At 69.0% G+C, this 23795-nt stretch carries 26 protein-coding genes; 13 read left to right on the top strand and 13 right to left on the bottom strand.

The window, feature by feature from the left end; all coding sequences use genetic code 11:
- Positions 1 to 23: 23 nt before the first annotated feature.
- Positions 24 to 602 (bottom strand): hypothetical protein, encoded by a 579-nt coding sequence (locus A5691_RS28110; protein WP_156675713.1) that lies wholly within the window; start codon positions 600 to 602, stop codon positions 24 to 26.
- A 108-nt stretch (positions 603 to 710) separates the two neighbouring features.
- Between A5691_RS28110 and A5691_RS28105 the strand changes: the two genes are divergently transcribed.
- From A5691_RS28105 to A5691_RS19455, 3 genes are all read left to right on the top strand, one after another.
- Positions 711 to 914 carry a hypothetical protein gene (locus tag A5691_RS28105; protein ID WP_156675714.1) on the top strand — a complete coding sequence of 68 codons (204 nt, stop codon included), beginning with the start codon at positions 711 to 713 and terminating at the stop codon, positions 912 to 914.
- Between the two features lie 118 nt (positions 915 to 1032).
- Positions 1033 to 1653: a hypothetical protein gene (locus A5691_RS19460; protein ID WP_231981029.1), complete on the top strand. Its 621-nt coding sequence runs from the start codon at positions 1033 to 1035 to the stop codon at positions 1651 to 1653.
- Positions 1654 to 1708: 55 nt separating this feature from the next.
- Positions 1709 to 2101, top strand: coding sequence for an ester cyclase (locus tag A5691_RS19455; protein ID WP_068018587.1), 393 nt, complete (start codon positions 1709 to 1711; stop codon positions 2099 to 2101).
- Positions 2102 to 2137: 36 nt separating this feature from the next.
- On the opposite strand, the gene A5691_RS19450 is transcribed toward A5691_RS19455, so the two are convergent.
- From A5691_RS19450 to A5691_RS19440, 4 genes are all read right to left on the bottom strand, one after another.
- Positions 2138 to 2545, bottom strand: coding sequence for a hydrogenase (locus tag A5691_RS19450; protein ID WP_067754520.1), 408 nt, complete (start codon positions 2543 to 2545; stop codon positions 2138 to 2140).
- 146 nt (positions 2546 to 2691) lie between these two features.
- Positions 2692 to 3438, bottom strand: a complete 747-nt coding sequence (locus A5691_RS19445) for a superoxide dismutase family protein (protein ID WP_068018589.1) — start codon at positions 3436 to 3438, stop codon at positions 2692 to 2694.
- 37 nt (positions 3439 to 3475) lie between these two features.
- A complete protein-coding gene (locus A5691_RS28955) occupies positions 3476 to 3607 on the bottom strand; it encodes a hypothetical protein (RefSeq protein WP_255392761.1) in 132 nt (43 codons plus the stop codon).
- A 15-nt stretch (positions 3608 to 3622) separates the two neighbouring features.
- The gene (locus tag A5691_RS19440) at positions 3623 to 3931 is read right to left on the bottom strand and encodes a WhiB family transcriptional regulator (RefSeq protein WP_046184677.1); all 309 of its coding nucleotides are present in this window, start codon (positions 3929 to 3931) and stop codon (positions 3623 to 3625) included.
- Between the two features lie 354 nt (positions 3932 to 4285).
- Here A5691_RS19440 and A5691_RS19435 point away from each other — a divergent pair, with 354 nt between their 5' ends.
- From A5691_RS19435 to A5691_RS19425, 3 genes are all read left to right on the top strand, one after another.
- On the top strand, positions 4286 to 5107 hold the full coding sequence (locus tag A5691_RS19435) for a hypothetical protein (protein WP_067754526.1): 822 nt from the start codon (positions 4286 to 4288) through the stop codon (positions 5105 to 5107).
- Between the two features lie 90 nt (positions 5108 to 5197).
- On the top strand, positions 5198 to 5773 hold the full coding sequence (locus A5691_RS19430) for a sigma-70 family RNA polymerase sigma factor (RefSeq protein WP_066945594.1): 576 nt from the start codon (positions 5198 to 5200) through the stop codon (positions 5771 to 5773).
- Positions 5760 to 6518, top strand: a complete 759-nt coding sequence (locus tag A5691_RS19425; RefSeq protein ID WP_197498936.1) for an anti-sigma-D factor RsdA — start codon at positions 5760 to 5762, stop codon at positions 6516 to 6518. The genes A5691_RS19430 and A5691_RS19425 overlap by 14 nt, the downstream gene beginning before the upstream one ends.
- On the opposite strand, the gene A5691_RS19420 is transcribed toward A5691_RS19425, so the two are convergent.
- Complete coding sequence (locus A5691_RS19420) at positions 6515 to 6925, bottom strand: DUF5319 domain-containing protein (RefSeq protein WP_067280469.1); 411 nt, start codon at positions 6923 to 6925, stop codon at positions 6515 to 6517. The two genes, A5691_RS19425 and A5691_RS19420, sit on opposite strands and share 4 nt — an antisense overlap.
- Before the next feature lie 162 nt (positions 6926 to 7087).
- Between A5691_RS19420 and guaB the strand changes: the two genes are divergently transcribed.
- From guaB to A5691_RS19405, 3 genes are all read left to right on the top strand, one after another.
- Positions 7088 to 8677 (top strand): IMP dehydrogenase, encoded by a 1590-nt coding sequence (gene guaB, locus A5691_RS19415; RefSeq protein ID WP_067754533.1) that lies wholly within the window; start codon positions 7088 to 7090, stop codon positions 8675 to 8677.
- A gap of 7 nt (positions 8678 to 8684) precedes the next feature.
- On the top strand, positions 8685 to 9812 hold the full coding sequence (locus A5691_RS19410) for a GuaB3 family IMP dehydrogenase-related protein (RefSeq protein WP_067754536.1): 1128 nt from the start codon (positions 8685 to 8687) through the stop codon (positions 9810 to 9812).
- Between the two features lie 130 nt (positions 9813 to 9942).
- Entirely contained in the window at positions 9943 to 11679 is a 1737-nt protein-coding gene (locus tag A5691_RS19405) for a GMC oxidoreductase (RefSeq protein WP_068018596.1), read from the top strand.
- Here the strand turns inward: A5691_RS19405 and A5691_RS19400 are convergent.
- Positions 11676 to 12569 (bottom strand): TauD/TfdA family dioxygenase, encoded by an 894-nt coding sequence (locus A5691_RS19400; RefSeq protein ID WP_067779787.1) that lies wholly within the window; start codon positions 12567 to 12569, stop codon positions 11676 to 11678. The two genes, A5691_RS19405 and A5691_RS19400, sit on opposite strands and share 4 nt — an antisense overlap.
- A gap of 61 nt (positions 12570 to 12630) precedes the next feature.
- Here A5691_RS19400 and A5691_RS19395 point away from each other — a divergent pair, with 61 nt between their 5' ends.
- Positions 12631 to 13197, top strand: a complete 567-nt coding sequence (locus A5691_RS19395) for a TetR/AcrR family transcriptional regulator (protein WP_068018599.1) — start codon at positions 12631 to 12633, stop codon at positions 13195 to 13197.
- Positions 13198 to 13200: 3 nt separating this feature from the next.
- Here the strand turns inward: A5691_RS19395 and A5691_RS19390 are convergent, their stop codons facing one another.
- From A5691_RS19390 to A5691_RS19370, 5 genes are all read right to left on the bottom strand, one after another.
- Positions 13201 to 15567, bottom strand: coding sequence for a glycoside hydrolase family 65 protein (locus tag A5691_RS19390; protein ID WP_068018602.1), 2367 nt, complete (start codon positions 15565 to 15567; stop codon positions 13201 to 13203).
- Positions 15564 to 16304, bottom strand: a complete 741-nt coding sequence (locus tag A5691_RS19385; RefSeq protein ID WP_068018603.1) for a beta-phosphoglucomutase family hydrolase — start codon at positions 16302 to 16304, stop codon at positions 15564 to 15566. Before A5691_RS19385 ends, A5691_RS19390 begins: the two co-directional genes overlap by 4 nt.
- 93 nt (positions 16305 to 16397) lie before the next feature.
- Positions 16398 to 17201, bottom strand: a complete 804-nt coding sequence (locus tag A5691_RS19380) for a class I SAM-dependent methyltransferase (protein ID WP_067779756.1) — start codon at positions 17199 to 17201, stop codon at positions 16398 to 16400.
- The gene (locus A5691_RS19375) at positions 17198 to 18010 is read right to left on the bottom strand and encodes a methyltransferase domain-containing protein (RefSeq protein ID WP_068018606.1); all 813 of its coding nucleotides are present in this window, start codon (positions 18008 to 18010) and stop codon (positions 17198 to 17200) included. Before A5691_RS19375 ends, A5691_RS19380 begins: the two co-directional genes overlap by 4 nt.
- Complete coding sequence (locus A5691_RS19370) at positions 18007 to 19524, bottom strand: MFS transporter (protein WP_067754557.1); 1518 nt, start codon at positions 19522 to 19524, stop codon at positions 18007 to 18009. The genes A5691_RS19375 and A5691_RS19370 overlap by 4 nt, the downstream gene beginning before the upstream one ends.
- Positions 19525 to 19604: 80 nt before the next feature.
- Here A5691_RS19370 and A5691_RS19365 point away from each other — a divergent pair, with 80 nt between their 5' ends.
- A complete protein-coding gene (locus A5691_RS19365; protein WP_067754634.1) occupies positions 19605 to 20246 on the top strand; it encodes a helix-turn-helix domain-containing protein in 642 nt (213 codons plus the stop codon).
- A 3-nt stretch (positions 20247 to 20249) separates the two neighbouring features.
- Here A5691_RS19365 and A5691_RS19360 read toward each other — a convergent pair whose 3' ends face one another.
- Entirely contained in the window at positions 20250 to 20897 is a 648-nt protein-coding gene (locus A5691_RS19360) for a TetR/AcrR family transcriptional regulator (RefSeq protein ID WP_156675715.1), read from the bottom strand.
- Between the two features lie 60 nt (positions 20898 to 20957).
- On the opposite strand from A5691_RS19360, the gene A5691_RS19355 reads away from it, so the two are divergent.
- Together A5691_RS19355 and guaA are read left to right on the top strand one after the other, a co-directional pair.
- Positions 20958 to 22154: an acyl-CoA dehydrogenase family protein gene (locus A5691_RS19355; RefSeq protein ID WP_068018609.1), complete on the top strand. Its 1197-nt coding sequence runs from the start codon at positions 20958 to 20960 to the stop codon at positions 22152 to 22154.
- 49 nt (positions 22155 to 22203) lie between these two features.
- Positions 22204 to 23772: a glutamine-hydrolyzing GMP synthase gene (guaA, locus tag A5691_RS19350; protein ID WP_197504983.1), complete on the top strand. Its 1569-nt coding sequence runs from the start codon at positions 22204 to 22206 to the stop codon at positions 23770 to 23772.
- Positions 23773 to 23795: the final 23 nt, after the last annotated feature.

Raw genomic sequence — 23795 nt, 5'->3', positions numbered from 1 at the left:
CGCCGGTAGGGCCGCGACACGCGTCAACTCGGCGGGTTCTGCGTCCTGCCGGGATTCGGAAATGCCGGGTTGGTGTAGGCCGGCGTCTCGGGCTCCTGGCCGAGACTCGGAGTCTCGACTGGCGCTGGTCCGGACTCCGGCTCACCCGGGGGAGTCGGCTGTGCCCGATGTTCGGGCGGTGGCGGCTTGGGCACCAGGTAGTTTCTCCACGCGCCCGGTGGGTTCGGGGCAGGGCCGACCGTGTTATCCGGCCAGCGCCATGAACAGCCACCGGAAGCACCCCCGAAATCGCCTGCCGGAATGGTCAATCCGAAACCCATGAAACTTCCACCGATGATCGAGTTGCCACCCGGGCCACCCATGTTCCACCCGCCATACTCGCAGTGCCAGTGGGTGCTGTTCTCCTCGACGGGGAAATCGCAGTAGTACGTCGTTGCCCCAGCCTCGAAAGTACTTCCGCCGACACCGGGATAGTCGCAGACCCCGGGGCCAGGGATGTTGCCGCCCGGCCCGGCCCAGGCCGTGGGGGCGTTGAGGATTGCCCACAACGTAACCCCCGGTGCCACAAGGAGTTTGATTGTCTTGCCGATGGACTCTTTCATTGTGAGCGTCTTCTCACTTCGACGCCGGCGCGTCCTTCGCGATACTCATCAGCCGTGTGAAATGCGACCGTATTCCGTTCATCGCGCTGAGTAGGCATTGTCGATGACATGTCTTCACCACCAGAATCAAAGCTGCGGCTGGCTTCAGGCCCCGACCTGAACCGTAGTACTGCTTCACGTTTTGATATCTCGTTTCCGGCGAATTCGAAGCCACTCTTCGCTACGGCCGCCCCGCGCGGCGTGCCTTCGGTCGCGGCGGTCGTGGGCAAGCTGTGCCCGATCGTGCCGATTGCTAAGCTGACCGCACCATGACGTGGGGGGCGTGAGCGTGAGTTATCCGCAGCAGTGGCCACCGCAACCACCGCAGTACCCCAGGCAATGGCCTCCGCCGTACCCGCCGCCGGCGCCCCCGCCGCGCAAGACCAATGTCGTGCTGATCGTTGTGCTTACGGTCGCCGCGCTCGTCGTTCTCATACCGGCGGCGGTGGTCGGTTTTTTCGTGATCCGCGACGTGGCCCGCGACGGTCTCGACGGGCGCGGCGGAATCAAGAAAGCCACGACCCTCTCGGCCTTCGATGTGGTGTGCGATCGCGGGTCAATCAGCAACGCCGCCACGTACGGGAAGCCGTACAAGATCGTGGCGTTCGGTCCGGACGAGCGGCCGAACCCGATGAGCCAAGTGACATCCGATCATTGGAGCCAACTTGCGCTCGATCCCCGTGCCGATTACCACGTCAGCCCCGATGACTTCCAGTCGGCGAATGTTGTTGCCTGCCTTACCCGTAAACCCGGAACCGAGGTGAAGGCACTCACCTGCAATTTCCAGACCGACGCAGGCGAACACGTGACCGTCGATTACTACGCCGTGCAGTACGACATCGAGCTTCGCGAAGCCAGGACCGGCAAGCACATCGAACAACTGGGACCGGTGGACGGTCCCGCGGCCAGCTGCCCGTTCCTGCTGTGGGTCAAAAAGCGCGATCCGAAGATGTACGCGGAACCGGATGCCGCGGCGGTCGATGCGAAGCTCGCCGAGTTCGCCCACCGGTAATCGGTGAGCGCGTTCTGGCTGTACACCGAACCGGCCGGCAGTGGATCATGGTGCGGTGACGCAGCCTGACGACTACCGATCCCTGTACAAGTCCTATCTCGAACACTGCAACGAGCACGATTTCGATTCGATGGCCTCGTTCTACACGCCCACCATCAAGGTCAACGGCGTCCCCATGGATCCGGCCTCGGTTACCGACCAATTCGCGCCCGTGATCTCCGCGTTCCCCGACTGGCACTGGGAGATGAGGCACATCGTCGTCGACGAGGAGAACATCGTGGTGCACTTCGAGGTCACCGGCACCCACCGGGGAACGTTCCAGGGAATCGAGGCGACCGGTCGGCGGGTGAGCATTTCCGAATTCACCCTCTACCGCGTCGAGGAGGGCAAGTTCGCGGAGGTGTGGGACCTCGTCGACATGGCCGCGCTGATCACACAGATCAGTTGAAACGTCGCACCGACAAGCGCTCGCGCCCTTCGTCGTTCACGTTTGAAGCCCGACGATGACGATGATCACGCCCGCGATGACGGCCACGGCCAGAGACAACAACAGGAAGCTGACCACCCACTCCTTGGCCGCCGAGGCCTCGTGGTCGGCCGCCGCGATCGGCGCGAGCCTGCGGCCCGCGCCCCACGCCGCCGCGAGCAGGGTCGCGAGCCAGTTCGCGTAGGCGGCATACACGATCAGCGCGACGGCCGTAACCCCCCAGGCGTGGGGCAGGTGCAGGTGCGGCCAGAGCAGACCGATCAGCACGAGGAACATGCCGTTGAGGACGGCCTCGAGGTGGCTCGACAGCGCCATACGCGGATTCTTCAGCGCCGCGACCGCGAACCCGGTCAGCAGGCCGATCAAGAACAGGACCAGCCCGAGCGTGAACAGCACCGTCTGCATGTCAGCACACTAGGGGCCCGGGAGCTGCGCGTGTGCCGTTATCGCGATCTGCTTGCCTCGCGAGACATAAACGGCTGCGGGCGTTCTCGGCGTGTCGTCGCAGAGATTTATGTGTCGTGGCGGCTCGTGACCGCGCCGGTGCCGGGTCAGCGGGTTCCGGGCGGAAGGCTGGGCGGCGTCGTCACGGTCGTGGTCGGCAGTGTCGACGTGTAGCTCGGGCTGCTGGTGACGGTGACGGTGCTGGTGCTGGTGCTGGTGCTGGTCGACGGCGGCGGCACTTCGGTAGTAGTCGTGATCGTCGTGACGGAGGTCGTCGTCGAGGTGGACGACGTCGTCGTCGCGGACGCCGCGGCGAGCACCCCGCAGGCCACCCGCTTGCCCGACTCACCGGTCGAAGCCCCGCTCAGGTTGTCGGCGTTCTGGTGCACGATCAGCGCGGTGCCCGAGCTGTTTCTCAGGTCCGAGGCCGTGAGCAAGCTGGTGGTGGTGGTGAGTTTCGCCGAGCCGTCGTTGCGCACCTGCAAGGCGGTCAGGTCACCGCTGGCGGGGAAACCCGTGTGCCCCTGCGCCTGGTAAACCGGTCCCGCGGACTCGAAGTCCCCCTCGCATTTGCCGACCGCGTGGATCATCAGCGCGTGGAAACCCGGGCTCAGCACCTGGTTGGGTCCGGCCTCCACGGTCACCGTCGCGTACCCGTTCGCGAAATCGATGGTGGCGGTGCCGACCTGGTTTCCGTCGGTGCTCTTGAGCTGCGTGGTCATCCGCTCCGTGCCCGGAGGCGCGCTGGAGGACGTCGACGTGCCGGACTGGCCACCCTGCTGGTTTGCGCATGCTGCCAATGGTGCGATGGTCGCGGCGAGCGCCACGGCCGCGAGGGATACGCCCTTGTTCATGGGCCGGGCCTACCCCAATTGGTCGCGGTTGAAACGACTACAGCGAACTCAGCAAGGCGGCCCGGCCGCGGACGCGAAGCTTGTTGATGGTGGACTGCCGCAATCGGCCGATGCGCTCGACCATTCGGTCGCCCAGCGCGTCGAGCAGCCGCGACGGCGATTCGTTCAACCGAGGTGTGCGCGCCTAGGCCGAGCGGCGAATGCCGCGCGTGCGGCCGATGTCGCCCTTCAGCAGCAGGTCGCGCTCGGATTCCGAGAGGCCACCCCAAACCCCGTACGGCTCACCAACTTCCAGGGCGTGCGAACGGCACTCCTGGATGACCGGGCACTGGCGGCACATCTCTTTCGCGCGCTGCTCGCGCTGCATGCGGGCGCGGCCGCGCTCACCGTCGGGATGGAAGAACATCGACGAGTCAACGCCGCGGCACAAGCCCTGCAGTTGCCAGTTCCAGATGTCGGCGTTGGGTCCAGGTAGCTGCTCCGGCTGTGGCATTGGTGTCTCCCTCTCTGCACGGCACGCCCAGTAAGGTCAGGTTCGCGAAGCGATTGTGCAACTGAAATGAAGCGGCGTCACCGATGACTACCCGTCATGCGTAGACGTTAGGGGTGACGGCGAATTTGCGTCAATAGCCACTTAGCCCGGCAAAGTATGTAATGGTTATAAAAGAATTAACGTCGCGTTCATACGTCAACCATTGGCGAAACACGCTCCGTGCTACCAGGCACTTGACCGAATCGAGATTTCCCAGTTCACGGGGCAGGGGAGGGTCGGCCGCGATTAGTACAGGGCCCGTTGTGATTAACAGTTCGGTAACGCGAACAGCACAAACTGTTTACTACCATCGCCGTGATTGAAACTCGTCACACTTTCGTGATTGGCCGGGCGTTGGCGGCCGCCGCCTTCGGCGACCGGCCCGGCACGTGGCCGCTGCCGACGGCGGTCACCCCCGACGATCTGTGGCTGCGCGCCGTCGCCGCCGGCGGACAGGGCCGCTACGGCAACGCCTACCGCGATCTGGCGGAGCTGCGGCGGAGCGCCCCCGCCGGGCGGCTGGTCTCGCTGGCCCACAGCACGCAGGGATCCTTTCTGCGCCAACTCGGTTGGCACGATCTGGCGCGGGGCTGGGACGGTCGCGCCCTGGCGCTGGCGGGTGGGGACCCCGAGGCGTGCGGCGACGCCCTCATCGGATTGGCGGCCGACGCGCTGGGCGTCGGCCGCTTCCCGGCCGCCGCGACGTTGTTGCGGCGCGCGGATTCCGTGCTGGGCGGCGCCGGACCGATACCCGACCGGCTGCCGATACGGCGACGGTGGGTGTGCGCCGAGCTGGCGATGGCTCAGGGCGATGGCGAAACGGCCGTCCGCCATGCGAACGAAGCGGTGGACCTGGCCGGCGCCATGGCCGTGGCGTCCGCGCGGCACGCGGTGAAGAGCCAAGTCGTGCTGGCGGCCGCCCTCTGCAGCGCCGGGGCCGTCGAGCGGGCCCGAGCGGTGGCCGAGGGCGCGCTCGACGCGACCGGGGCGCTCGGGCTGGTCCCGCTGCGGTGGGCGTTGGCGTGCTTGCTGATTGATCTCGGAAGCGTCACCTTTTCGACACAACAGCTGCGGGAAATTCGTGATGTCTCCGCAGGCCACGTGCGGCGCGCCGGTGCGACGTGGCGTTCCGCTTGAAATGGCCTTGCGCCCGTTATTGTCAGTTCGTTAGTTAGCCCGGTTAGCCCGCGATGTGTCCGGTTCGTAACGTTGGAGATACCGCCGTCGATGACAATTCAAGGGGATCGTCTCGACGCTGTGGTTGCCAAGGCCGTGGCGGGGGACAGTAACGCACTACGGGAGGTGCTGGAGACCATCCGTCCGATTGTCGTGCGCTATTGCCGCGCGCGGGTCGGGACAGTCGAGCGGGGCGGCCTGTCAGCGGATGACGTGGCACAGGAGGTGTGCTTGGCGACTATCACGGCGCTGCCGCGTTACCGGGATCGGGGACGCCCCTTTCTCGCTTTCCTCTACGGCATCGCGGCCCACAAGGTCGCCGACGCCCATCGCGCCGCCGGCCGCGATCTGTCCTACCCCACCGAAGTGATCCCCGAGCGCTGGTCTTCGGATGCCGGCCCGGAACAGCGGGCCATCGAAGCCGATTCGGTCAGCCGGATGAGCGAACTGCTCGAGATCCTGCCCGCCAAGCAGCGCGAGATCCTGATCCTGCGCGTCGTCGTCGGCCTGTCCGCCGAGGAGACCGCGTCCGCCGTGGGCAGCACCACCGGAGCCGTCCGGGTGGCCCAGCACCGCGCGCTGTCCCGCCTCAAATCCGAGATGATCGCGGCAGGTGACTGTGCCTGAATCCCTGGACGAATTCGCCCGCACCGATCTGCTTCTCGACGCGCTCGCCGAGCGGCGGCCGGTGCACGTCGGCGATCCCGACACCGACGCGATGGCCACCCTGCTGGAGGACTGGCGCGACAACCTGCGCTGGCCACCGGCCAGCGCGCTGGTGTCGGCCGAGGAGGCCGTCGGCGCCCTGCGCGCCGGATTGGCCGAGCGCCGCCGCAGCCGTCGGGGCCTCGCGACGATCGGGTCGGTCGCCGCGGCGCTGTTGGTGATGAGCGGCTTCGGCGCCATGGTGGTCGAGGCCCGCCCCGGCACGACGCTCTACGGGCTGCACGCGATGTTCTTCGACCAGCCGCGCGTCAACGAGAAGCATCAGGCCTTGCTGTCCGCCCGGGCCGATCTGGCCAAGGTGCAGGAGTCGATCGACCGGGGTGAGTGGGACCAGGCCCGCAATCAGCTGACCGAGGTGAGCAGCTTGGTCCAGTCGATCGAAGACCCGGCCAGCAAACAGGAGCTGACGAATCAGCTGAACCTGTTGAACGCCAAGGTGCAATCGCGGAACCCGAATGCGACGCTGCCGGCGAACACCCCGTCGGCGTGGTCGACCCCGACCACCCCGGTCCCGACGGCGGCGCCGGCGCCCTCGGACGCTTCCCCCGGTCCGTCGGTCACGCCGTCGCCGAGTCAGTCATGGAGCAAGCACCGGCATCACGGCCAGACGGCCGCGCCGTCGGCGGTCACGCCGGACAATCCCTAGCGGCGGTATCCGTCGGCGTCGGAAGAGGTGGCCTCGTTCAGTGACGCGTCGGCGTATCCCCGGCAGTAATCCCACGTGACGTAGGCATCCGGTTCCGGGTCGTAGGCCGGCTCGTGCGGGCGTACGGTGCCGTCGATCAGCAGCTGCAACAGGTTCGCCCGCAGCATGTCCCAGTCGTGATAGTGATCCTGCTGGCATTCGTCGCAGCACACCACCAGCCCGCGAATGCCCTTGTGCGCCAACAGGGCCTCATAAACCGCCAGGTCGGCCAGGTCCGCCTCGACCGCCATCCGCTCTTGGGCGTCCAGCGGTTGCCCCGGCTCTACGGCTTCCAGCGCAGCCGACGGATCGCAGGGGTCGTCGGCGAAAGGATCGGGTGGCAAACCCGGTGGGAGGTGATCGCGCACGCACACTAGCCTACGCAGCCCGGCCGGGATAACGCCAGCAGGGAAGCCGCCCGTCGTTTCCGCACCGTTTGCCGCCCGCGGCGCGCCCCGGCCAGCGGCTCGAGGGGCGCGCGTGCCGATAGGATGGTGTTCTCACGCCGCATCGTATGGAGGGCCCCGCCGATGACCCGTGGCATGTCCCACCTGGAAGACAGCTCCGACCTCGTCGGCAGCCCCTACGTGCGCGTTGGCGGGCTGGTCGACGACGCGGTGCCCACCGGGGGTGACAACCCGCACAAGGTCGCGATGCTGGGGCTCACCTTCGACGACGTCTTGCTGCTGCCGGCCGCATCCGATGTGGTTCCCGCCACGGCGGACACGTCCAGCCAGCTCACCAAGAAGATCAGGCTCAAGGTTCCGCTGGTCAGCTCGGCCATGGACACGGTCACCGAGTCGCGGATGGCCATCGCGATGGCCCGGGCGGGCGGCATGGGCGTGCTGCACCGCAACCTGCCCGTCGCCGAGCAGGCCGGCCAGGTCGAGATGGTCAAACGATCGGAGGCCGGCATGGTCACCGACCCGGTCACCTGCCGCCCGGACAACACCTTGGCGCAGGTCGACGCGCTGTGCGCCCGGTTCCGGATCTCGGGTCTGCCGGTGGTCGATGACACCGGGGCGCTGGTCGGCATCATCACCAACCGCGACATGCGGTTCGAGGTCGACCAGACCCGCAAGGTCGCCGAGGTGATGACCAAGGCACCGCTGATCACCGCCCAGGAGGGGGTGAGCGCGGACGCCGCGCTGGGCCTGTTGCGCCGCAACAAGATCGAGAAGCTGCCCGTCGTCGACGGCCACGGCCGGCTCACCGGCCTGATCACCGTCAAGGACTTCGTCAAGACCGAGCAGCACCCGCTGGCCACCAAGGACAGCGACGGCCGGCTGCTGGTCGGCGCCGCCGTCGGCGTCGGCGGCGACGCCTGGGTCCGCGCGATGATGCTGGTCGACGCCGGGGCCGACGTCCTGATCGTGGACACCGCCCACGCGCACAACCGGCTGGTGCTCGACATGGTCGGCAAGCTCAAGGCGGAGGTGGGCGAGAAGGTCGAGGTGATCGGCGGGAACGTCGCCACCCGGTCCGCGGCCCTGGCGCTGGTCGACGCGGGCGCCGACGCGGTCAAGGTCGGCGTCGGGCCGGGCTCGATCTGCACCACCCGGGTGGTGGCCGGGGTCGGCGCGCCACAAATCACGGCGATCCTGGAGGCGGTCGCGGCCTGCGGGCCCGCGGGCGTGCCGGTGATCGCCGACGGCGGGCTGCAGTACTCCGGCGACATCGCCAAGGCCCTGGCGGCCGGCGCCTCGACGGCGATGCTGGGCTCGCTGCTGGCCGGCACGGCCGAAGCGCCCGGCGAGCTGATCTTCGTCAACGGCAAGCAGTTCAAGAGCTACCGCGGCATGGGGTCGCTGGGCGCCATGCAGGGCCGCGGCGGGGGGAAGTCGTACTCCAAGGACCGCTACTTCGCCGACGACGCGTTGAGCGAGGACAAGCTGGTGCCTGAGGGAATCGAGGGCCGGGTGCCGTTCCGCGGACCGCTGTCCTCGGTGATCCACCAGCTCACCGGCGGCCTGCGCGCCGCGATGGGCTACACCGGCTCGCCCACCATCGAGGCGCTGCAACAGGCGCAGTTCGTCCGGATCACCTCCGCCGGGCTGCGCGAAAGCCATCCGCACGACGTCGCCATGACCGTCGAAGCGCCCAACTACTTCGCGCGCTGAGCCCGGCATGGTCGAAATCGGGATGGGCCGCAACGCCCGTCGCACCTATGAACTGAGCGAAGTCAGCATCGTGCCCTCGCGGCGCACCCGGTCCTCCCAGGACGTGTCCACGGCCTGGCAGCTGGACGCCTACCGCTTCGAGATCCCGGTGGTGGCCCACCCGACCGACGCGCTGGTGTCGCCGGAGTTCGCCATCGAGCTCGGCCGCCTCGGCGGGCTGGGCGTGCTCAACGGTGAGGGCCTGATCGGCCGGCACGCCGACGTGCAGGGCAAGATCGCCCAGCTCGTCGAGGCCGCCACCAAGGAACCCGAACCGTCGGCGTCGATCCGGCTGCTGCAGGAACTGCACGCCGCGCCGCTGAATCCCGACCTGCTGGGAGCCGCGGTCGCGCGCATCCGGGAGGCCGGGGTGACCACGGCGGTGCGGGTCAGCCCGCAGAACGCCCAGGCGCTGACCCCGGTGCTGCTGCAGGCCGGCATCGACCTGCTGGTCATCCAGGGCACGATCGTCTCCGCGGAAAGAGTGGCCAGCGACGGCGAGCCGCTGAACCTCAAGACCTTCATCTCCGAGCTCGACATCCCGGTGGTGGCCGGCGGGGTGCTCGACCACCGCACCGCGCTGCACCTGATGCGCACCGGGGCCGCCGGGGTGATCGTCGGCTACGGCTCCACCCGCGGCGTCACCACCAGCGACGAGGTGTTGGGCATCAGCGTGCCGATGGCCACCGCGATCGCCGACGCCGCCGCGGCGCGGCGCGAATACCTCGACGAGACCGGCGGCCGCTACGTGCACGTGCTGGCCGACGGCGACATCCACACCTCCGGCGAGCTGGCCAAGGCGATCGCCTGCGGGGCGGACGCGGTGGTGCTCGGCACGCCGCTCGCCGAGGCCGCCGAGGCGCTGGGCGAGGGCTGGTTCTGGCCGGCCGCGGCGGCGCACCCGTCGTTGCCGCGCGGGGCGTTGCTGCAGATCGCCCTGGGCGAGCGGCCGCCGCTGGAACGGGTGCTCAACGGGCCGTCCGACGACCCGTTCGGTTCGCTGAACCTGGTCGGTGGTCTGCGCCGATCGATGGCCAAGGCCGGCTACTGCGACCTCAAGGAGTTCCAGAAGGTCGGGCTGACCACCGGAAGCTGATCGCCGCGGCGTCGCCGCGAGTATGAAGCTAGCCGCACGTTCGGCGCCGAGTGTGCACCTAGCCGCACACTGGCGCGACGGGGTTCGGGGCAGCTGGTTTATTACCGGCCGGTAAGGCCATACTGGTGCGATGAGGCCGGATTACGACGTTCTGATCATCGGTTCGGGGTTCGGGGGCAGCGTCAGCGCGCTGCGGCTGACCGAAAAGGGCTACCGGGTAGGCGTATTGGAGGCCGGGCGCCGCTTCGCCGACGAGGATTTCGCCGAGACGTCGTGGGACCTGCGCAAGTTCCTCTGGGCCCCCCGGCTGGGTTGCTACGGCATTCAGCGGATCCATCCCCTGAAGAACGTGCTGATCCTGGCCGGCGCCGGGGTGGGCGGCGGCTCCCTGAACTATGCCAACACGCTGTACGTGCCGCCGGAGCCGTTCTTCAAAGACCGGCAGTGGTCACACATCACCGACTGGCGCGACGAGCTGATGCCGCACTACGAGCAGGCCAAGCGGATGCTCGGGGTGGTGACGAACCCGACCTTCACCGACGCCGACCGCGTCCTGAAGGAGGTCGCCGACGAGATGGGCTGCGGTGACACCTTCGTGCCCACCCCGGTGGGCGTGTTCTTCGGGCCCGAGGGCACCAAGACGCCCGGCAAGACCGTGCCGGACCCGTATTTCGGCGGCGCGGGACCGGAGCGCACCGGCTGCCTGGAGTGCGGGTGCTGCATGACGGGCTGTCGTTACGGCGCCAAGAACACGCTGTTGAAGAACTACCTCGGCCTCGCCGAATCGGCTGGGGCGCAGGTCATTCCGATGACAACCGTGAAGGGTTTCCAGCAGCGGTCCGACGGGCTGTGGGAGGTCCGCACCGTGCGCACCGGAAGCTGGCTGCGCCGGGACCGGCGCACCTTCACCGCGACGCACCTGATCCTGGCCGCGGGTACCTGGGGAACCCAGCATCTGCTGTTCAAGATGCGCGACCGGGGCAAGTTGCCGCGGCTGTCCGAGCGCCTCGGCGTGCTGACCCGCACCAACTCCGAGTCGATCGTCGGCGCCGGCAAGCTCGAGGTCGACCCGAACCTGGACCTGACGCACGGCGTGGCCATCACGTCATCGATCCACCCGACGTCGGACACCCACGTCGAACCGTGCCGTTACGGCAAGGGATCCAACGCGATGGGCCTGCTGCAGACGCTGATGACCGACGGCACCGGCCCGGAGGGCACCGACGTGCCGCGCTGGAAGCAGCTGCTGGACCAGGCGCGTGAGGATCCGCGCCGCATGATGCGGATGCTCAACGTCCACCAGTGGAGCGAACGCACCCTGATCGCCCTGGTGATGCAGCACCTGGACAACTCGATCACCACCTACACCAAGCGCGGCAAGCTGGGCATCCGCTGGTACACCAGCAAGCAGGGGCACGGGGACCCGAACCCGGCCTGGAACCCCGTCGGCAACAGGGTCACCCGGCGCATCGCCGAAAAGGTCGACGGCGTGGCCGGCGGCACCTGGGGCGAGCTGTTCAACATCCCGCTGACCGCGCACTTCCTCGGGGGCGCGGCGATCGGCGACAGCCCCGAACACGGGGTCATCGACCCCTACCACCGGGTTTACGGCTACCCGACGTTGTTCGTGGTCGACGGCGCCGCGATCTCGGCGAACCTGGGTGTCAACCCGTCGCTGTCCATCACCGCGCAGGCCGAGCGGGCCGCCTCCTTGTGGCCGAACAAGGGCGAGAGCGATCAGCGCCCGCCGCAGGGTGACGACTACCGCCGGCTGGACCCGATCGCCCCGGAGCACCCGGTGGTGCCGGCCACCGCGCCGGGCGCGCTGCGCTGGTTGCCGATCACCCCGGTGACCTCGGCCGGCTAGCTGGCGATCGCCTCGAGCGGGGCGCCACTGACCACCCGGCTGCGTTCCCGGTGGATGTTGAAGGGCACGTCGCCCATCAGCGTGACCCGGTGCATCAGCCGCGGCTGGTCGTCGTAGTCGTCGACCGCCCGGTGCTGGGTGGCCCGGTTGTCCCAGATGGCAACGTCGCCCGGCGCCCAGTTCCAGCGAATGGTGTTCTCCGGCTTGGTGATTCGTCGTTGCAGCATTTCGAAGAGCACGCTTGATTCGTAGCTGTCCAGGCCAACGAACCCGCGCACGAAGTCTCCCAGCAGCAGCGTGCGCTCGCCGGTCTCCGGGTGCACCCGCACCACCGGGTGCTCGGTCCGGAAGTCCGGCTTTTCGAAGGCCTGCCGGAACGCGCGCTGCGCGTCGGTCAACGCCTCGGGGGCGATGTAGTCGTAGCGGTTGGTGTGCAGCGCCCACAGGTCGTCGACGAGCCACGTGAGCGGCTCGGGCAGGTCGTCATACGCGGCCGCGGTGTTGGTCCACAGCGTCGATCCGCCGTACCGGGGCAGGGTGACGGCGCGCAGGATCGAGGCCGCGGGGTAGTTCGCGACGAACGTGACGTCGGTGTGCCAGCGGTTCGCCTTGCCGTACTCGGAGTTGATCGGGGTGATGACCGGCGCGTTCTTGGCGGCGAGCAGCTCGGCGGCCGGGTGGCCGACGGGCGTGCCCAGCAGGTCGGCGAACGCCAGTTGCTGCGCGTCATCGAGGTGGTGCTGGTGGCGGAAGAAGATCACCTTGTGGGTCAACAGCGCCTGGTGGATCTTGTCGACCGCGGCCGGGTCGAGGTCGCCCCCGAGGCGCACCCCGTCGACCCGCGCGCCGATGCGGCTTCCCAGCTTGGTGACGGTTATCTGGCCAATCATTTTCATCAGTCCTCGCGTGAAAGGTGTGTAGTCAACTGACTACATCCGGTAGTGTAGACACATGACTACAGTGCCCGCAAGGGGCCGCGGAAAAGTGCCCACCGGGCGCGAGGAGGTCGCGGCGGCGATCCTGGAGGCCGCCACCGACCTGTTCGCCGAGCGGGGCCCGGCGGCGACGTCGATCCGCGACATCGCCGCGCGATCCAACGTCAACCACGGGCTGGTGTTCCGTCATTTCGGTACCAAGGACAAGCTCGTGGGCGCCGTGCTCGATCACCTGGGTGCCGACCTGAGTGCCCTGCTGAGCGCCGAGCCGGCCGCCGACGTGCTGGACCGGGCCCTGGACAGGCAGATGCGCGTGATGGCCCGGACCGTGCTCGACGGATATCCGGCGGGACAGCTGCAGACGCGTTTTCCCACCGTCGCCACCTTCCTCGACTGGGTCCTGCCGCTGCACGACAACGAGACCCAGGCGCGGCTCGCCGTGGCGAACGCGCTGGCGCTGCAGTTCGGGTGGCGGCTGTTCGCGCCGATCCTGCGCTCGGCCACCGGGCTCGACGAGCTGACGGACGACGAAATACGCGAGGCCGTGCGGGCCGAGGTGGCCCGGATCCTCAACCCGGGCTAACCCTTACTTGTTGCGGGTCAGCGCCCGGCGGTGCAGCGGCTCGCGGCCCGGGGGCTGCTGCGGGGGCGCCAGCAGAGGCTTGCGCGGCCGCACCGCGATGGTTTTGGGCGTATCGGTGCTCAGGGTGACCTCTTCACCCGCATGCCGGATGGTGAGCTGGCCGCCCGGCCCGTCGCGCACCGTGTAGGTGACGTCGGAATGGTTGACGTCGACCGTGACGCGAAAATCGCGCCACCGCAGCCGGAACCGCAACCGCGAAATGCCGTCGGGCAGTGCGGGATCCAGCGACAGGATGCCCTCGTCGTCGCGCAGCCCGCCGAAGCCGCCGACCAGCGCCGTCCAGGCGCCGGCCAGCGAGGCCATGTGCAGGCCGTCGCGGGTGTTGTGGTGCAGATCGCGCAGGTCGATCAGCCCGGCCTCGTAGGCGTAGTCGTGCGCCAATTCCAGGTGGCCGACCTCGGCGCACATCACCGCCTGGGTGCAGGCCGACAGCGACGAGTCGCGCACCATGCGCCGCTCGTAGTAGTCGACGTTGCGGGCCTTCTGTTCGGGGGTGAACGCGTGGCTGTGCCACTGCATCGCCAGCACCAGGTCGGCCTGCTTGATCACCTGCGCGGGGTAGAGCCGCACGTACGGGTCATGCAGCAGCAACGGATAGGAGTGGTTCTCCTGGAAATCCCACTCCGTCAAAGTGGTGAACCCCTCGCACTGCTGATGCACCCCCAGGCCGGCGTCGTAGGGGATGTTGGCGGCGTCGGCCGCGTCGCGCCAGGACGCCGTCTCCTCGGTGGTGACCCCCAGGTCCTCCGCCGCCTCGGGATGGCGGTTGCAGGCCTCGGCCGCGGTGCGCAGATTGTGCGCGGCCATCAGGTTGGTGAAGACGTTGTCCCGCACGATCGCGGTGTACTCGTCGGGGCCGGTGACGCCGTCGAGGTGCCAGACGCCGTGCCGATCGTGGTGACCGAGCGACACCCACAGCCGCGCCGTTTCGACGAGAACCTTGAGACCGCAATGCTTTTCGAGCTCATCGTCGCCGGTGACGATGCGGTAGCGCTCGAAGGCCATGGCGATGTCGGCGTTGATGTGCCAGGCCGCGGTGCCGGCCGGCCAGTACGCCGAGCATTCCTGCCCGCGGATGGTGCGCCAGGGGAAGCTGGCGCCCTCGAGGCCGAGTTCGGCCGCCCGCTCCTTGGCGAGATCCAGCGTCGACGCCCGCCACCGCAGCGCGTCGGCGACCGCATGCGGGGCGGTGTAGGTCAGCACCGGCAGCACGTAACCCTCGGTGTCCCAGAAGGCGTGGCCGTCGTAACCGGTTCCGGTGAGCCCCTTGGCCGCGATCGCACGGCGCTCGGCGCGCGCGCTGGCCTGCAACAGGTGAAACAGCCCGAACCGCACCGCCTGCTGGGATTCGGGGTCGCCCTCGACCTCGACGTCGGCGCAGTCCCAGAAGTCGTCCAGGTAGGCGCGCTGCGCTTCCAGCAGTCCCTGCCATCCGCTGTAGCGGGCGCTGTGGATGGCGGCGGCGGCCTGGTCGCGCAGCGCCGGGCGGGAGCGCATGCTCGACCAGCCGTACGCCAGGTACTTGACGATGCGCAGCTTCTGCCCGGCCCGCAGCCCGCAGATCACGGTGGTCCGCGCCAGATCTTCGCGGGCGTCGGTGCTGAACTCGACGCGCCCGGGGACGTCGATCTCGTGGTCCATCGCGGCCGCCATCATCAGCGCGCTGCTGCGGGTGCGGTGCATGAGAAGCGCCCCGGTGTCGGTGTTTTCGTGGTCGACGGCCACCAGTGGGTTCTCCAGGATGGCCGACACCCGCGGGTCGCCCGAGGTCTGCGGTTGGTCCTCGTTGGTGACGAGTTCGGATTGCACCGTCACGCGGACGAAGTCGCCGACCGCTTCCACGACGTATTCGATGGCGGCTACACCGCGCTGCACCAGCGACACCAGCCGGGTGGACACCAGCCGGATCTCCTTGCCCGCGGGGGAGCGCCAGTGCGTGCGGCGGGTCATCGTCCCGGCGCGCATGTCGAGATCCCGTTCGTGGGAGAGCAATTCGCCGTAGCGGACGTCGAAGGGCTCGTCCTCGACCAGCAGGCGGATGATCTTGCCGTTGGTGACGTCGACGATCGTCTGGCCGGCCTCCGGGTAGCCGTAGCCGGCCTCGGCGTAGGGCAGCGGCCGGATCTCGTAGAAGGAGTTCAGGTAGGTGCCGGGCAGGCCGTAGGGCTCACCCTCGTCGAGGTTGCCGCGCAGCCCGATGTGCCCGTTGGACAAGGTGAACAACGACTCCGACTGGGCCAGGATGTTCAGGTCGAGCTGGGTTTCGCTGACGTGCCATGGATCAACGGGAAACGATTCGTCGGTGATCATGAGGGCAGCAGCTCGGCGAGGTCGGTGACCACCACGTCGGCGCCGTTGCGGCGCAGATCGTCGGCCTGGCCCACCCGGTCGACGCCGACCACGTAGCCGAAGTTGCCGGCGTGGCCGGCCTGCACGCCCGAGATGGCGTCCTCGAACACCGCCGCCGCGTCGGCGTCGACGCCGAGCAGCTCGGCCCCCCGCAGGTAGGAGTCCGGCGCCGGCTTGCCGGCGATGTTCTCGTCGCGCAGCGTGACGCCGTCGACCCGCTGCTGGATGAACCGGACCAGGCCGGTGATCTCCAGCACGTCGCGGGTGTTGGCGCTCGAGGACACCACGGCGATTCCCAGGCCCGCGGCCGAGACCGCCTCCAGGTAGCGGCGTGAGCCTTCGAACACCTCGACGCCGTCCTCGCGCAATACCTTCTGGAACATGTCGTTCTTGCGGTTGCCCAGGCCGTACACCGTCTCGTCGTCCGCCGGGTCGTCGGGACTGCCGTCGGGTAGCTCGATCCCGCGGCTCTGCAGGAACGACCGGACGCCGTCCTCGCGCTTCTTGCCGTCCACGTATTGGCGGTAGTCGGCGGCCGCGTCGAAGGGGACGAATTCGTCGCCGGTGCGCTTGGCCCGCTCCGCCAGGTAGTCGTCGAACATGGCCTTCCAGGCCTTGGTGTGCACGCTCGCGGTGTCGGTGAGCACCCCGTCGAGGTCGAACAGACAGGCGTGCACCTTCTCGGGCAGACCCAGCACGGGCGGACCTCGCTTCCTGGTCTGAAGACGACTAGTTAAGCGATACCCACTCCACCACGCCGAGCAATCAGCGCGCCACCTGGCCCGCCGGTTTCACCTCACACACACCGCCTGGATGGCGCGAAGCCGTCCGTCGGCCAGCGCCCGGGTGAGGTTGCCGGCCTTGCGGTCGAAGTCGGTGACGAAGGCGTGCAGCCCCAGCGGGCTAAACGGCTGGGCGAGGATCGCCTGCATCAACGCGCTGGCCTGGTCGGTGAGATCGTTCCACTGCTCGACGACGAACCCCGCCGACTGCACGGCGGCGCGGAGCGCGCCGGGCGTCACCAGATGGCTGCGCGCGGGCGCGTCGGCCCACGGCAGGGGAAAGTCGAGCGCACCCGCTCCGGCGGTTGTGATGTCCCACAAGCCAAGCCGTCCGCCGTCCTTGAGCACTCGGTGCGCCTCGGAATAGAGGCGCGCCTTGTCGGCCACGTTCATCTGGACGTGCTGGCTGATGACGACGTCGAAAGTGCCGTCGGCGAACGGGAGTTCGGTGACGTCGGATTGGTGGACGGAGATCCGGCCGTCGAGCCCGACGAGCCGATTGAGCCAGCGGTGCGTTTCGCAATATTCGGCGGTGAGATCCACCGCGGTGACGTGGCAGCCGTAGCGGTCGGCGACGTAGCGGGCGGTGCCGCCGACGCCGCTGCCGGCATCGAGCACCTCGCTGTCACCGGTGATCCCCACCAGGTCCACCAGCTGTCCGGTCGCCACGCGGCCCATCGTGTGGAAGTCCTCCAGCAGGCCCAGGTCAGCCGGGGCCAGCCGGTCCAGGTCCTTACCGGCCGAGATCAGCGCCCGCTCGATCTGGCCGCGCGACAGGCCGGTCGAGTACTGGCTCGCAATCGTGTCGTTCACTTCTGCACCCAGGCCGTGATGATGGGCGGCATCATGATGAGGGCGTCGGCCGCGATCGCCTGCTCGCGGAAGAGCGGCACGAAGTTGCCGATCGCGGCGACCTCGTCGATGGCGAAGCCGCCCTGTTGTGCGATGGGGGAGACCAGCCGCCAGACTTCCGCGCCGTACGCCAGGATGTCGGCGTCGGCGGCCGTCCCGATCGGCGCGCCGATGGTGAGCCTCGGCGAGCCCAGGCCGGCGTCGGCGAAGATCGTGTGCAGCGTGGTGCCGAACCGCGCGGACAGGCCCATGGCCTCGAAGGCCCGCACGATCCCCGATATCACCTGACCGAATAGCGGTATCTCCGGGACGCTGCGCGCAGCGGCAATGTCGTTCTCGGAGAACGCGATCACGCCGCCGGGGCGCACGAACGAGCTGAGCCGGCCGAGGGCGGTCGCCGGATCGGGCAGGTGCATGAGGATCAACCGGCCGACGATCGCGTCGACGGGCTCGTGCAGCTCGATCGCGTCAATTGCGGAGTGGATGAAACGTACTGTGCCCAGGCCCTGTTCGGCCGCACGGGCGCGGGCCAGCTCGACCATCTCGGGTGCGGCGTCCACCCCCAGGACGCTCCCGGTCGGGCCGACCAGCCGGGCCGCGATGAACGAGACGTCGCCGGGCCCGCTGCCGATGTCGAGCACCCGCATCCCCGGGCGCAGGCCGGCGAGGCGCAGCGCGTGCTCGGTGTAGTCGTTGTAGAGCCTGCCCTGCAGGAGCAGCCGCCGCACCTCCGCGTCGGCGTGGCCGAGAACATACGTGCTGCCGTTCATGACACTTCCCTTTCGGTTTGACGCGCCGGCAACAACCAGCCGACGACGATTGCGGCGCCCAGTGCGATGCCGGCGCATACCAGCGAGCTCACCCGCAGACCGTCGAGGAACGCGTGATCGACGACGCCGCGGACATAGCCGGCTTGTGGCGGGGGCAGTTGCTGAATCACCCTGTGCGCCAGCGCCATCGAGTGCCGCATCGGCTCGGCGGGCAGCCCGGTCAAGGCATCCGCCCCGAGATGCCCGGAATACACCGACGCGAAGATGCTGCCGGCGATGGCCACCCCGAGCGTGCCGCCGAGTTCGCGCGTGGTGTCGTTGACGGCCGAGCCGACGCCGGCCTTGTCCACCGACAGCGACCCCATGATCGCCTCGGTCGCCGGGGAAACGGTCAGGCCGAGGCCGCCACCGAGCAGCAGCATCTGCATGGCGATCTGGTCGTAGGGTGTGGCGGCGTTCGCCGTGGACGCCCACGCCAGGCCGGCGGCGAACACGGTGAGGCCGGCGGCGACGACGGCCGTGGTGCCGATTCGTTCCACTAGCCGGGGCCCCAGGATGCTGGCAAGCGCGATGGAGGCGGCGACCGGAAGCAGCCGCACGCCGCTCTGAAACGCGGTGTAGTCCTTGATGAATTGGAAGTACTGGGTGATGACGAAGATGAACCCGAACAAGGTCAGGAAGCCGGCGGTCACCGCAAGGCTGCCGCCGGAGAACCGGCGGTTGACGAACACCGAGACGTCAAGCATCGGATGCGTGGTGCGCCGCTCCCACAAGGCGAACACGGCGAGGACCGTTGCCGCAAGGGCGAATCCGGCCGCGGTCCGGCCGTTGGTCCATCCCCAGGTGGGCGCCTGGATGACCGTGTAGACCAGGGCGGTGATCCCGGCGGCGGACAGGATCAGCCCGGGGACGTCGACGCGCGGGGCGGCCGGGTCGCGCGAGGTCGGAACGAAGAGGAAGCCGCCGATGATGGCCACGGCGGCCACGGGGATGTTGACCATGAAGATCGAGCCCCACCAGAAGTGTTCGAGCAGCCAGCCACCGCTGATCGGTCCGACGGCCACCCCGACGCCCACCATCGCCGCCCACAGCCCGATCGCCTTGGCGCGCGCGCCCGCGTCGGTGAAGATGTTGGTGATCAGTCCGAGCGTGGTCGGAAAGATCACCGCCGCGCCCACGCCCATGGCGGCGCGTGCGGCGATCAGCTGGTCGGCCGAATTCGCCTGTGCCGCAAGGGCGGACGTGGCGGCGAAGAGTGCGAGCCCGGAGTTGAGCCACCCCCGCCGGCCGTACCGGTCGGACAGGCTGCCCGCCGAGAGCAGCAGGCCGGACATCACCAGGGTGTAGGCGTCGACGATCCACTGCAGCTGGGCGGTGTCGGCCCCGAGTTCGCGCGACAGCGTCGGCAGCGCGACGTTGACGATGGTGGCGTCGACGCTGATGACGAAGACACCGAGGCAGATGACGGCCAGCGCGGCGATCGGCCGGTTCCGGAATAGCGGGTCGATAGGCATGGACAAGACGTTAAAGCTCCTAGACAAATAAATCAAGTAGTAAGTTGAAAAAGACGTCTTCCGGTAGGTAGACTGGCGTGGTGGCGTCCCGCAGGAACTACAACCAGAATTGCCCGATCGCGCGTGGCCTCGACGTCCTCGGCGAGCGGTGGACGCTGCTGATCCTGCGCGAGCTGGTCGGCGGCGCGCGCCGCTACGGTGACCTGCGCGACGCGCTGCCGGGCATTGCGACCAATCTGCTGGCCGAGCGGCTGAAGGAATTGCAGGAGGCGGGGATCGTCGACCGGACCGACCTGCCCGCCCCGATCGGGCGCACCGTCTACACGCTCAGCGACCTGGGCTGGCAGCGGGTGCTGCCCGTGCTGCGGAGCGTCGCGTTGTTCGGGCTGGACCGGATGGACCCGATCGGGGACGGGCCGGGAACGCCCTTGAACGGTTTCCTGGCCGGATTCCTGCTCGGCTTCGATTCGGCCGGGGCGGCCGGCCTGGAGGCGACGATCCGCATCGACATCGACGGCCGCCGTTTCGAATTCGCCGTGACGCAGGGGCGGCTCGCCGGCGCTCGTGGCGAGCCTTCGGTGACGATCACCGCCAGCGCCGCGGATCTGGTCGGCGCGCGCCTGGGCGTGAGCGACGCGAAGCGACGGGCGGCGCTGCGGCGCGTCAACTTCGAAGGCGATCCACAAACCGTCGGCGCGGTGCGGCAGGCGTTCGGGCTGTAGGACTCACCGGACGAGCAGGGCGTCGATCCACGCCTGCGCGATGAACTTGCCATAGCGGCTGACCGACCAGCCGCGTTCGAGCACGAGCAGCTCGTAGAGCTCGGGTGCGTGATAGGTCCACAGGATGTCTCGCGCCTGTCTGGCGTTGACCCGCAGCTGCCCGGTGCGGGCGAGGTCGGAGGCGAACATCGTCATGCCGGTCAGGGTCTCGTCCCTGATCTGCTTCCAGACGGCGGCGGCGTCCGGCGACACCGCGGCGCCGTCGCGGGCGAGCAGCTGGACCGGTGCGCTGCGCGGCATGCTGGCGACCAGGTGCTTGGCGTAGAGCTCCAGCTTGTCGACGGCCTCGGTGGCGTCGGCCACCTCCTGGATGACGTCGCGCTCGACCATCGGGATCGGCTCGTCATCGCCGGCGACCGACACATCGAACAGCGCTTTCAACACGCCGGCCTTGGTCGCGAACGTCTTGTACACCGTTTCGACCGACACGGCGGCGTCGCGGGCGATCTCGGCGATCGTCGTCGCCGCGTACCCCTGGGCCAGGAAGCGCCGCCGGGCGGCCGCGAGCACCGCGTGCCGGTTGTGCTGCGCCTGCTGCCTGCGACGGGTCGAGTCGTACCGGCGGGCCGGCTCGCGCTTGACAGATCCCATAATTGAGTACATGCTCCTGTATCTATTACAGTTCACTGTATCAGAATTGGGGAGCTTGAGATGACAACCGCAACCCGCCACGCCGCCGGCCTTTCGGACGGCGCCAATCCCGCCGACGTGGCGCGTGCCCTGGCCCCCGAAATCACGCGGCGCGCCGCCGAGGCCGAGGCGCTGGGCACCTTGCCGATCGATCTGGTCGAGCGGATGCGCGGCGCGGGCATTTTCCGTGCCGTTCAACCGCGCTCGCTCGGCGGATTCGAAGTGGCCCCAGTCGAGTTCATCGAGATGATCGAGGAACTTGCGCGCGCCGACGGTTCGGTGGGCTGGGTCGCGGCGATCGGGGCGGGCGCGCCCGCGTTCACCGCCTGGCTCGAACCCGCCGCCGCAGCAGCGCTGTTCGGTCCGGACGCCGACTTCCTGGCGGCCACGGTGTTCGCCCCCACCGGGCGCGCCGTCCCGGACGGCCGCGGCCGGTTCGCGGTCGACGGCCGGTGGCCGTTCGCCAGCGGTTGCCGCCACGCCGAATGGATGCTGGGCGGGATGTTCGTCTTCGACGGTGACGCGCCGCGGATGCTGCCCGGGCGCGGCCCCGACTGGCGCCTGGCGTTCTTCCCGCGCGCGGACATCGAGATCGTCGACAACTGGGACGTCCTGGGGTTGCGCGCCACCGGCAGCAACGACGTGGTTGCGCGCGGCGTGCACGTCGCCGAGGAACACACCATCAGCCCGTTCTTCGAACCGGCCCGCCGGGACGGCCCGTTGTGGCGGCTGCCGTTCTTCACCCTGGTGGGAGTGGGCCTGGTCGGCGTCCCGCTCGGGATCGCGCGGCGCGCACTCGACGAATTCGCCGACCTCGCACCGACGAAGGCGCGCGCCGGCACGTTCGAGCCGCTCGCCGCCGACCCCGCCGCCCAAGTCGAGTTCGCCCGGGCCGACGCCGGTTTGAAATCCGCCCGCGCCTTCGTCCTCGACGAGGCGGGCGCCCTGTGGGAAACCGCCCGGGCCGGCGATCCGCCGCCGCTTCAGCAGCGCGCCGGCTTCCAGCTCGCCGCCCAGCAGGCGATGCGAGCGGCGCGCCACGCGGTCGACACGGCGTTCGGCTTGGCCGGGGCGGGCGCGGTGCACGCAGGCCACCCCCTGCAACGATGCTTCCGCGACCTGCACACCGCCGGCCAGCACGTGTACTTCAGCCCGGCGGCGCTGAAGCGCTACGCCGGCACCCGATTCGGCATTGCGCAGCCCACGCACCTGATGTGAGGCGGGCGTGGGCACGGCCCCACCGGGGCGGTCCCAGCCGGCCACTAAGCTGGCTGCCGTGGAAACCCCCTCGCCGCGGCCCGTGTTGGTGGTCGACTTCGGCGCCCAATATGCGCAGCTGATCGCCCGGCGCGTCCGCGAGGCGCGGGTCTTCTCCGAGGTCATCCCGCACACGGCGTCGATCGACGAGATCAAGGCCCGGCAGCCGTCGGCGCTGGTGCTGTCCGGGGGGCCGTCCAGCGTCTACGAGGAGGGCGCCCCGCAGCTCGATCCGGCGGTGTTCGACCTCGGTGTGCCGGTGTTCGGCATCTGCTACGGATTCCAGGCCATGGCGCAGGCCCTGGGCGGGACGGTCGCCCGCACCGGCACCAGCGAATACGGCCGCACCGAGCTGAAAGTTGTTGGCGGCGAATTGCATTCGGGGCTGCCAAGCACTCAGCCGGTCTGGATGAGTCACGGCGACGCGGTCACCGCCGCGCCGGAGGGGTTCGACGTGGTCGCCAGCAGCGCGGGCGCGACAGTGGCCGCCTTCGAGAACCGGAGCCGCCGCCTGGCCGGGGTGCAGTACCACCCCGAGGTCATGCACACCCCGCACGGGCAGCAGGTGCTCAGCCGGTTCCTGCACGACTTCGCCGGGCTGGGCGCGGAGTGGACGCCCGCCAACATCGCCGGCGCGCTGGTCGAGCAGGTGCGCGAACAGATCGGTGACGGGCACGCGATCTGCGGGCTGTCCGGCGGGGTGGACTCGGCGGTGGCGGCCGCGCTGGTGCAGCGCGCCATCGGCGACCGGCTGACCTGCGTCTTCGTCGACCACGGGCTCCTTCGTGCCGGCGAGCGCGCGCAGGTGCAGCGCGACTTCGTCGCCGCCACCGGCGCCAACCTGGTCACCGTCGACGCCGCGGACACCTTCCTGCAGGCGCTGTCGGGGGTGACCAACCCCGAGGGCAAGCGCAAGATCATCGGCCGCCAGTTCATCCGGGCCTTCGAGGGCGCGGTCCGAGACATCCTGAGCGACACCGGATCCGAGGTCGAGTTCCTGGTGCAGGGCACGCTGTATCCCGACGTGGTGGAGTCTGGCGGGGGCAGCGGAACCGCCAACATCAAGAGCCATCACAATGTCGGCGGTCTGCCCGACGACCTGAAGTTCCGGCTCGTCGAGCCGCTGCGGCTGCTGTTCAAGGACGAGGTGCGCGCCGTCGGGCGCGAGCTGGGCCTGCCGGAGGAAATCGTTGCACGCCAACCCTTTCCGGGGCCCGGGTTGGGCATCCGAATCGTCGGCGAGGTCACCGCGGCGCGGTTGGAGACCCTGCGGCGCGCCGACTCGATCGCGCGCGAGGAACTCACCGCCGCCGGCCTGGACAACCTGATCTGGCAGTGCCCGGTGGTGTTGCTGGCCGAGGTCCGCTCGGTCGGTGTGCAGGGTGACGGCCGGACGTACGGGCATCCGATCGTGCTGCGGCCGGTGTCCAGCGAGGACGCCATGACCGCCGACTGGACCCGGGTGCCCTACGAGGTGCTGGAGCGCATCTCGACCCGCATCACCAACGAGGTCCGCGAGGTCAACCGCGTGGTGCTCGACATCACCAGCAAACCACCCGGCACCATCGAGTGGGAGTGAAGGCGCGTCGCTTTTTGCGACGA

This window comes from Mycobacterium sp. E183 (assembly GCF_001667735.1).
Classification (GTDB): Bacteria; Actinomycetota; Actinomycetes; order Mycobacteriales; family Mycobacteriaceae; genus Mycobacterium.
The sequence above is the reverse complement of the archived record's forward strand: the minus strand, read 5'-3'. Positions and strand labels throughout refer to the sequence as shown.

What these genes read in the sequence shown, in the direction of transcription:
- A5691_RS28110 (WP_156675713.1), bottom strand. Translation starts at nt 602, where the DNA reads ATGAAAGAGTCCATCGGCAAGACAATCAAACTCCTTGTGGCACCGGGG.
- A5691_RS28105 (WP_156675714.1), top strand. Translation starts at nt 711, where the DNA reads ATGTCTTCACCACCAGAATCAAAGCTGCGGCTGGCTTCAGGCCCCGAC.
- A5691_RS19450 (WP_067754520.1), bottom strand. Translation starts at nt 2,545, where the DNA reads ATGCAGACGGTGCTGTTCACGCTCGGGCTGGTCCTGTTCTTGATCGGC.
- A5691_RS19445 (WP_068018589.1), bottom strand. Translation starts at nt 3,438, where the DNA reads ATGAACAAGGGCGTATCCCTCGCGGCCGTGGCGCTCGCCGCGACCATC.
- A5691_RS19440 (WP_046184677.1), bottom strand. Translation starts at nt 3,931, where the DNA reads ATGCCACAGCCGGAGCAGCTACCTGGACCCAACGCCGACATCTGGAAC.
- A5691_RS19430 (WP_066945594.1), top strand. Translation starts at nt 5,198, where the DNA reads ATGACAATTCAAGGGGATCGTCTCGACGCTGTGGTTGCCAAGGCCGTG.
- guaB (WP_067754533.1), top strand. Translation starts at nt 7,088, where the DNA reads ATGACCCGTGGCATGTCCCACCTGGAAGACAGCTCCGACCTCGTCGGC.
- A5691_RS19410 (WP_067754536.1), top strand. Translation starts at nt 8,685, where the DNA reads ATGGTCGAAATCGGGATGGGCCGCAACGCCCGTCGCACCTATGAACTG.
- A5691_RS19405 (WP_068018596.1), top strand. Translation starts at nt 9,943, where the DNA reads ATGAGGCCGGATTACGACGTTCTGATCATCGGTTCGGGGTTCGGGGGC.
- A5691_RS19400 (WP_067779787.1), bottom strand. Translation starts at nt 12,569, where the DNA reads ATGATTGGCCAGATAACCGTCACCAAGCTGGGAAGCCGCATCGGCGCG.
- A5691_RS19395 (WP_068018599.1), top strand. Translation starts at nt 12,631, where the DNA reads ATGACTACAGTGCCCGCAAGGGGCCGCGGAAAAGTGCCCACCGGGCGC.
- A5691_RS19390 (WP_068018602.1), bottom strand. Translation starts at nt 15,567, where the DNA reads ATGATCACCGACGAATCGTTTCCCGTTGATCCATGGCACGTCAGCGAA.
- A5691_RS19375 (WP_068018606.1), bottom strand. Translation starts at nt 18,010, where the DNA reads ATGAACGGCAGCACGTATGTTCTCGGCCACGCCGACGCGGAGGTGCGG.
- A5691_RS19370 (WP_067754557.1), bottom strand. Translation starts at nt 19,524, where the DNA reads ATGCCTATCGACCCGCTATTCCGGAACCGGCCGATCGCCGCGCTGGCC.
- A5691_RS19360 (WP_156675715.1), bottom strand. Translation starts at nt 20,897, where the DNA reads ATGGGATCTGTCAAGCGCGAGCCGGCCCGCCGGTACGACTCGACCCGT.
- A5691_RS19355 (WP_068018609.1), top strand. Translation starts at nt 20,958, where the DNA reads ATGACAACCGCAACCCGCCACGCCGCCGGCCTTTCGGACGGCGCCAAT.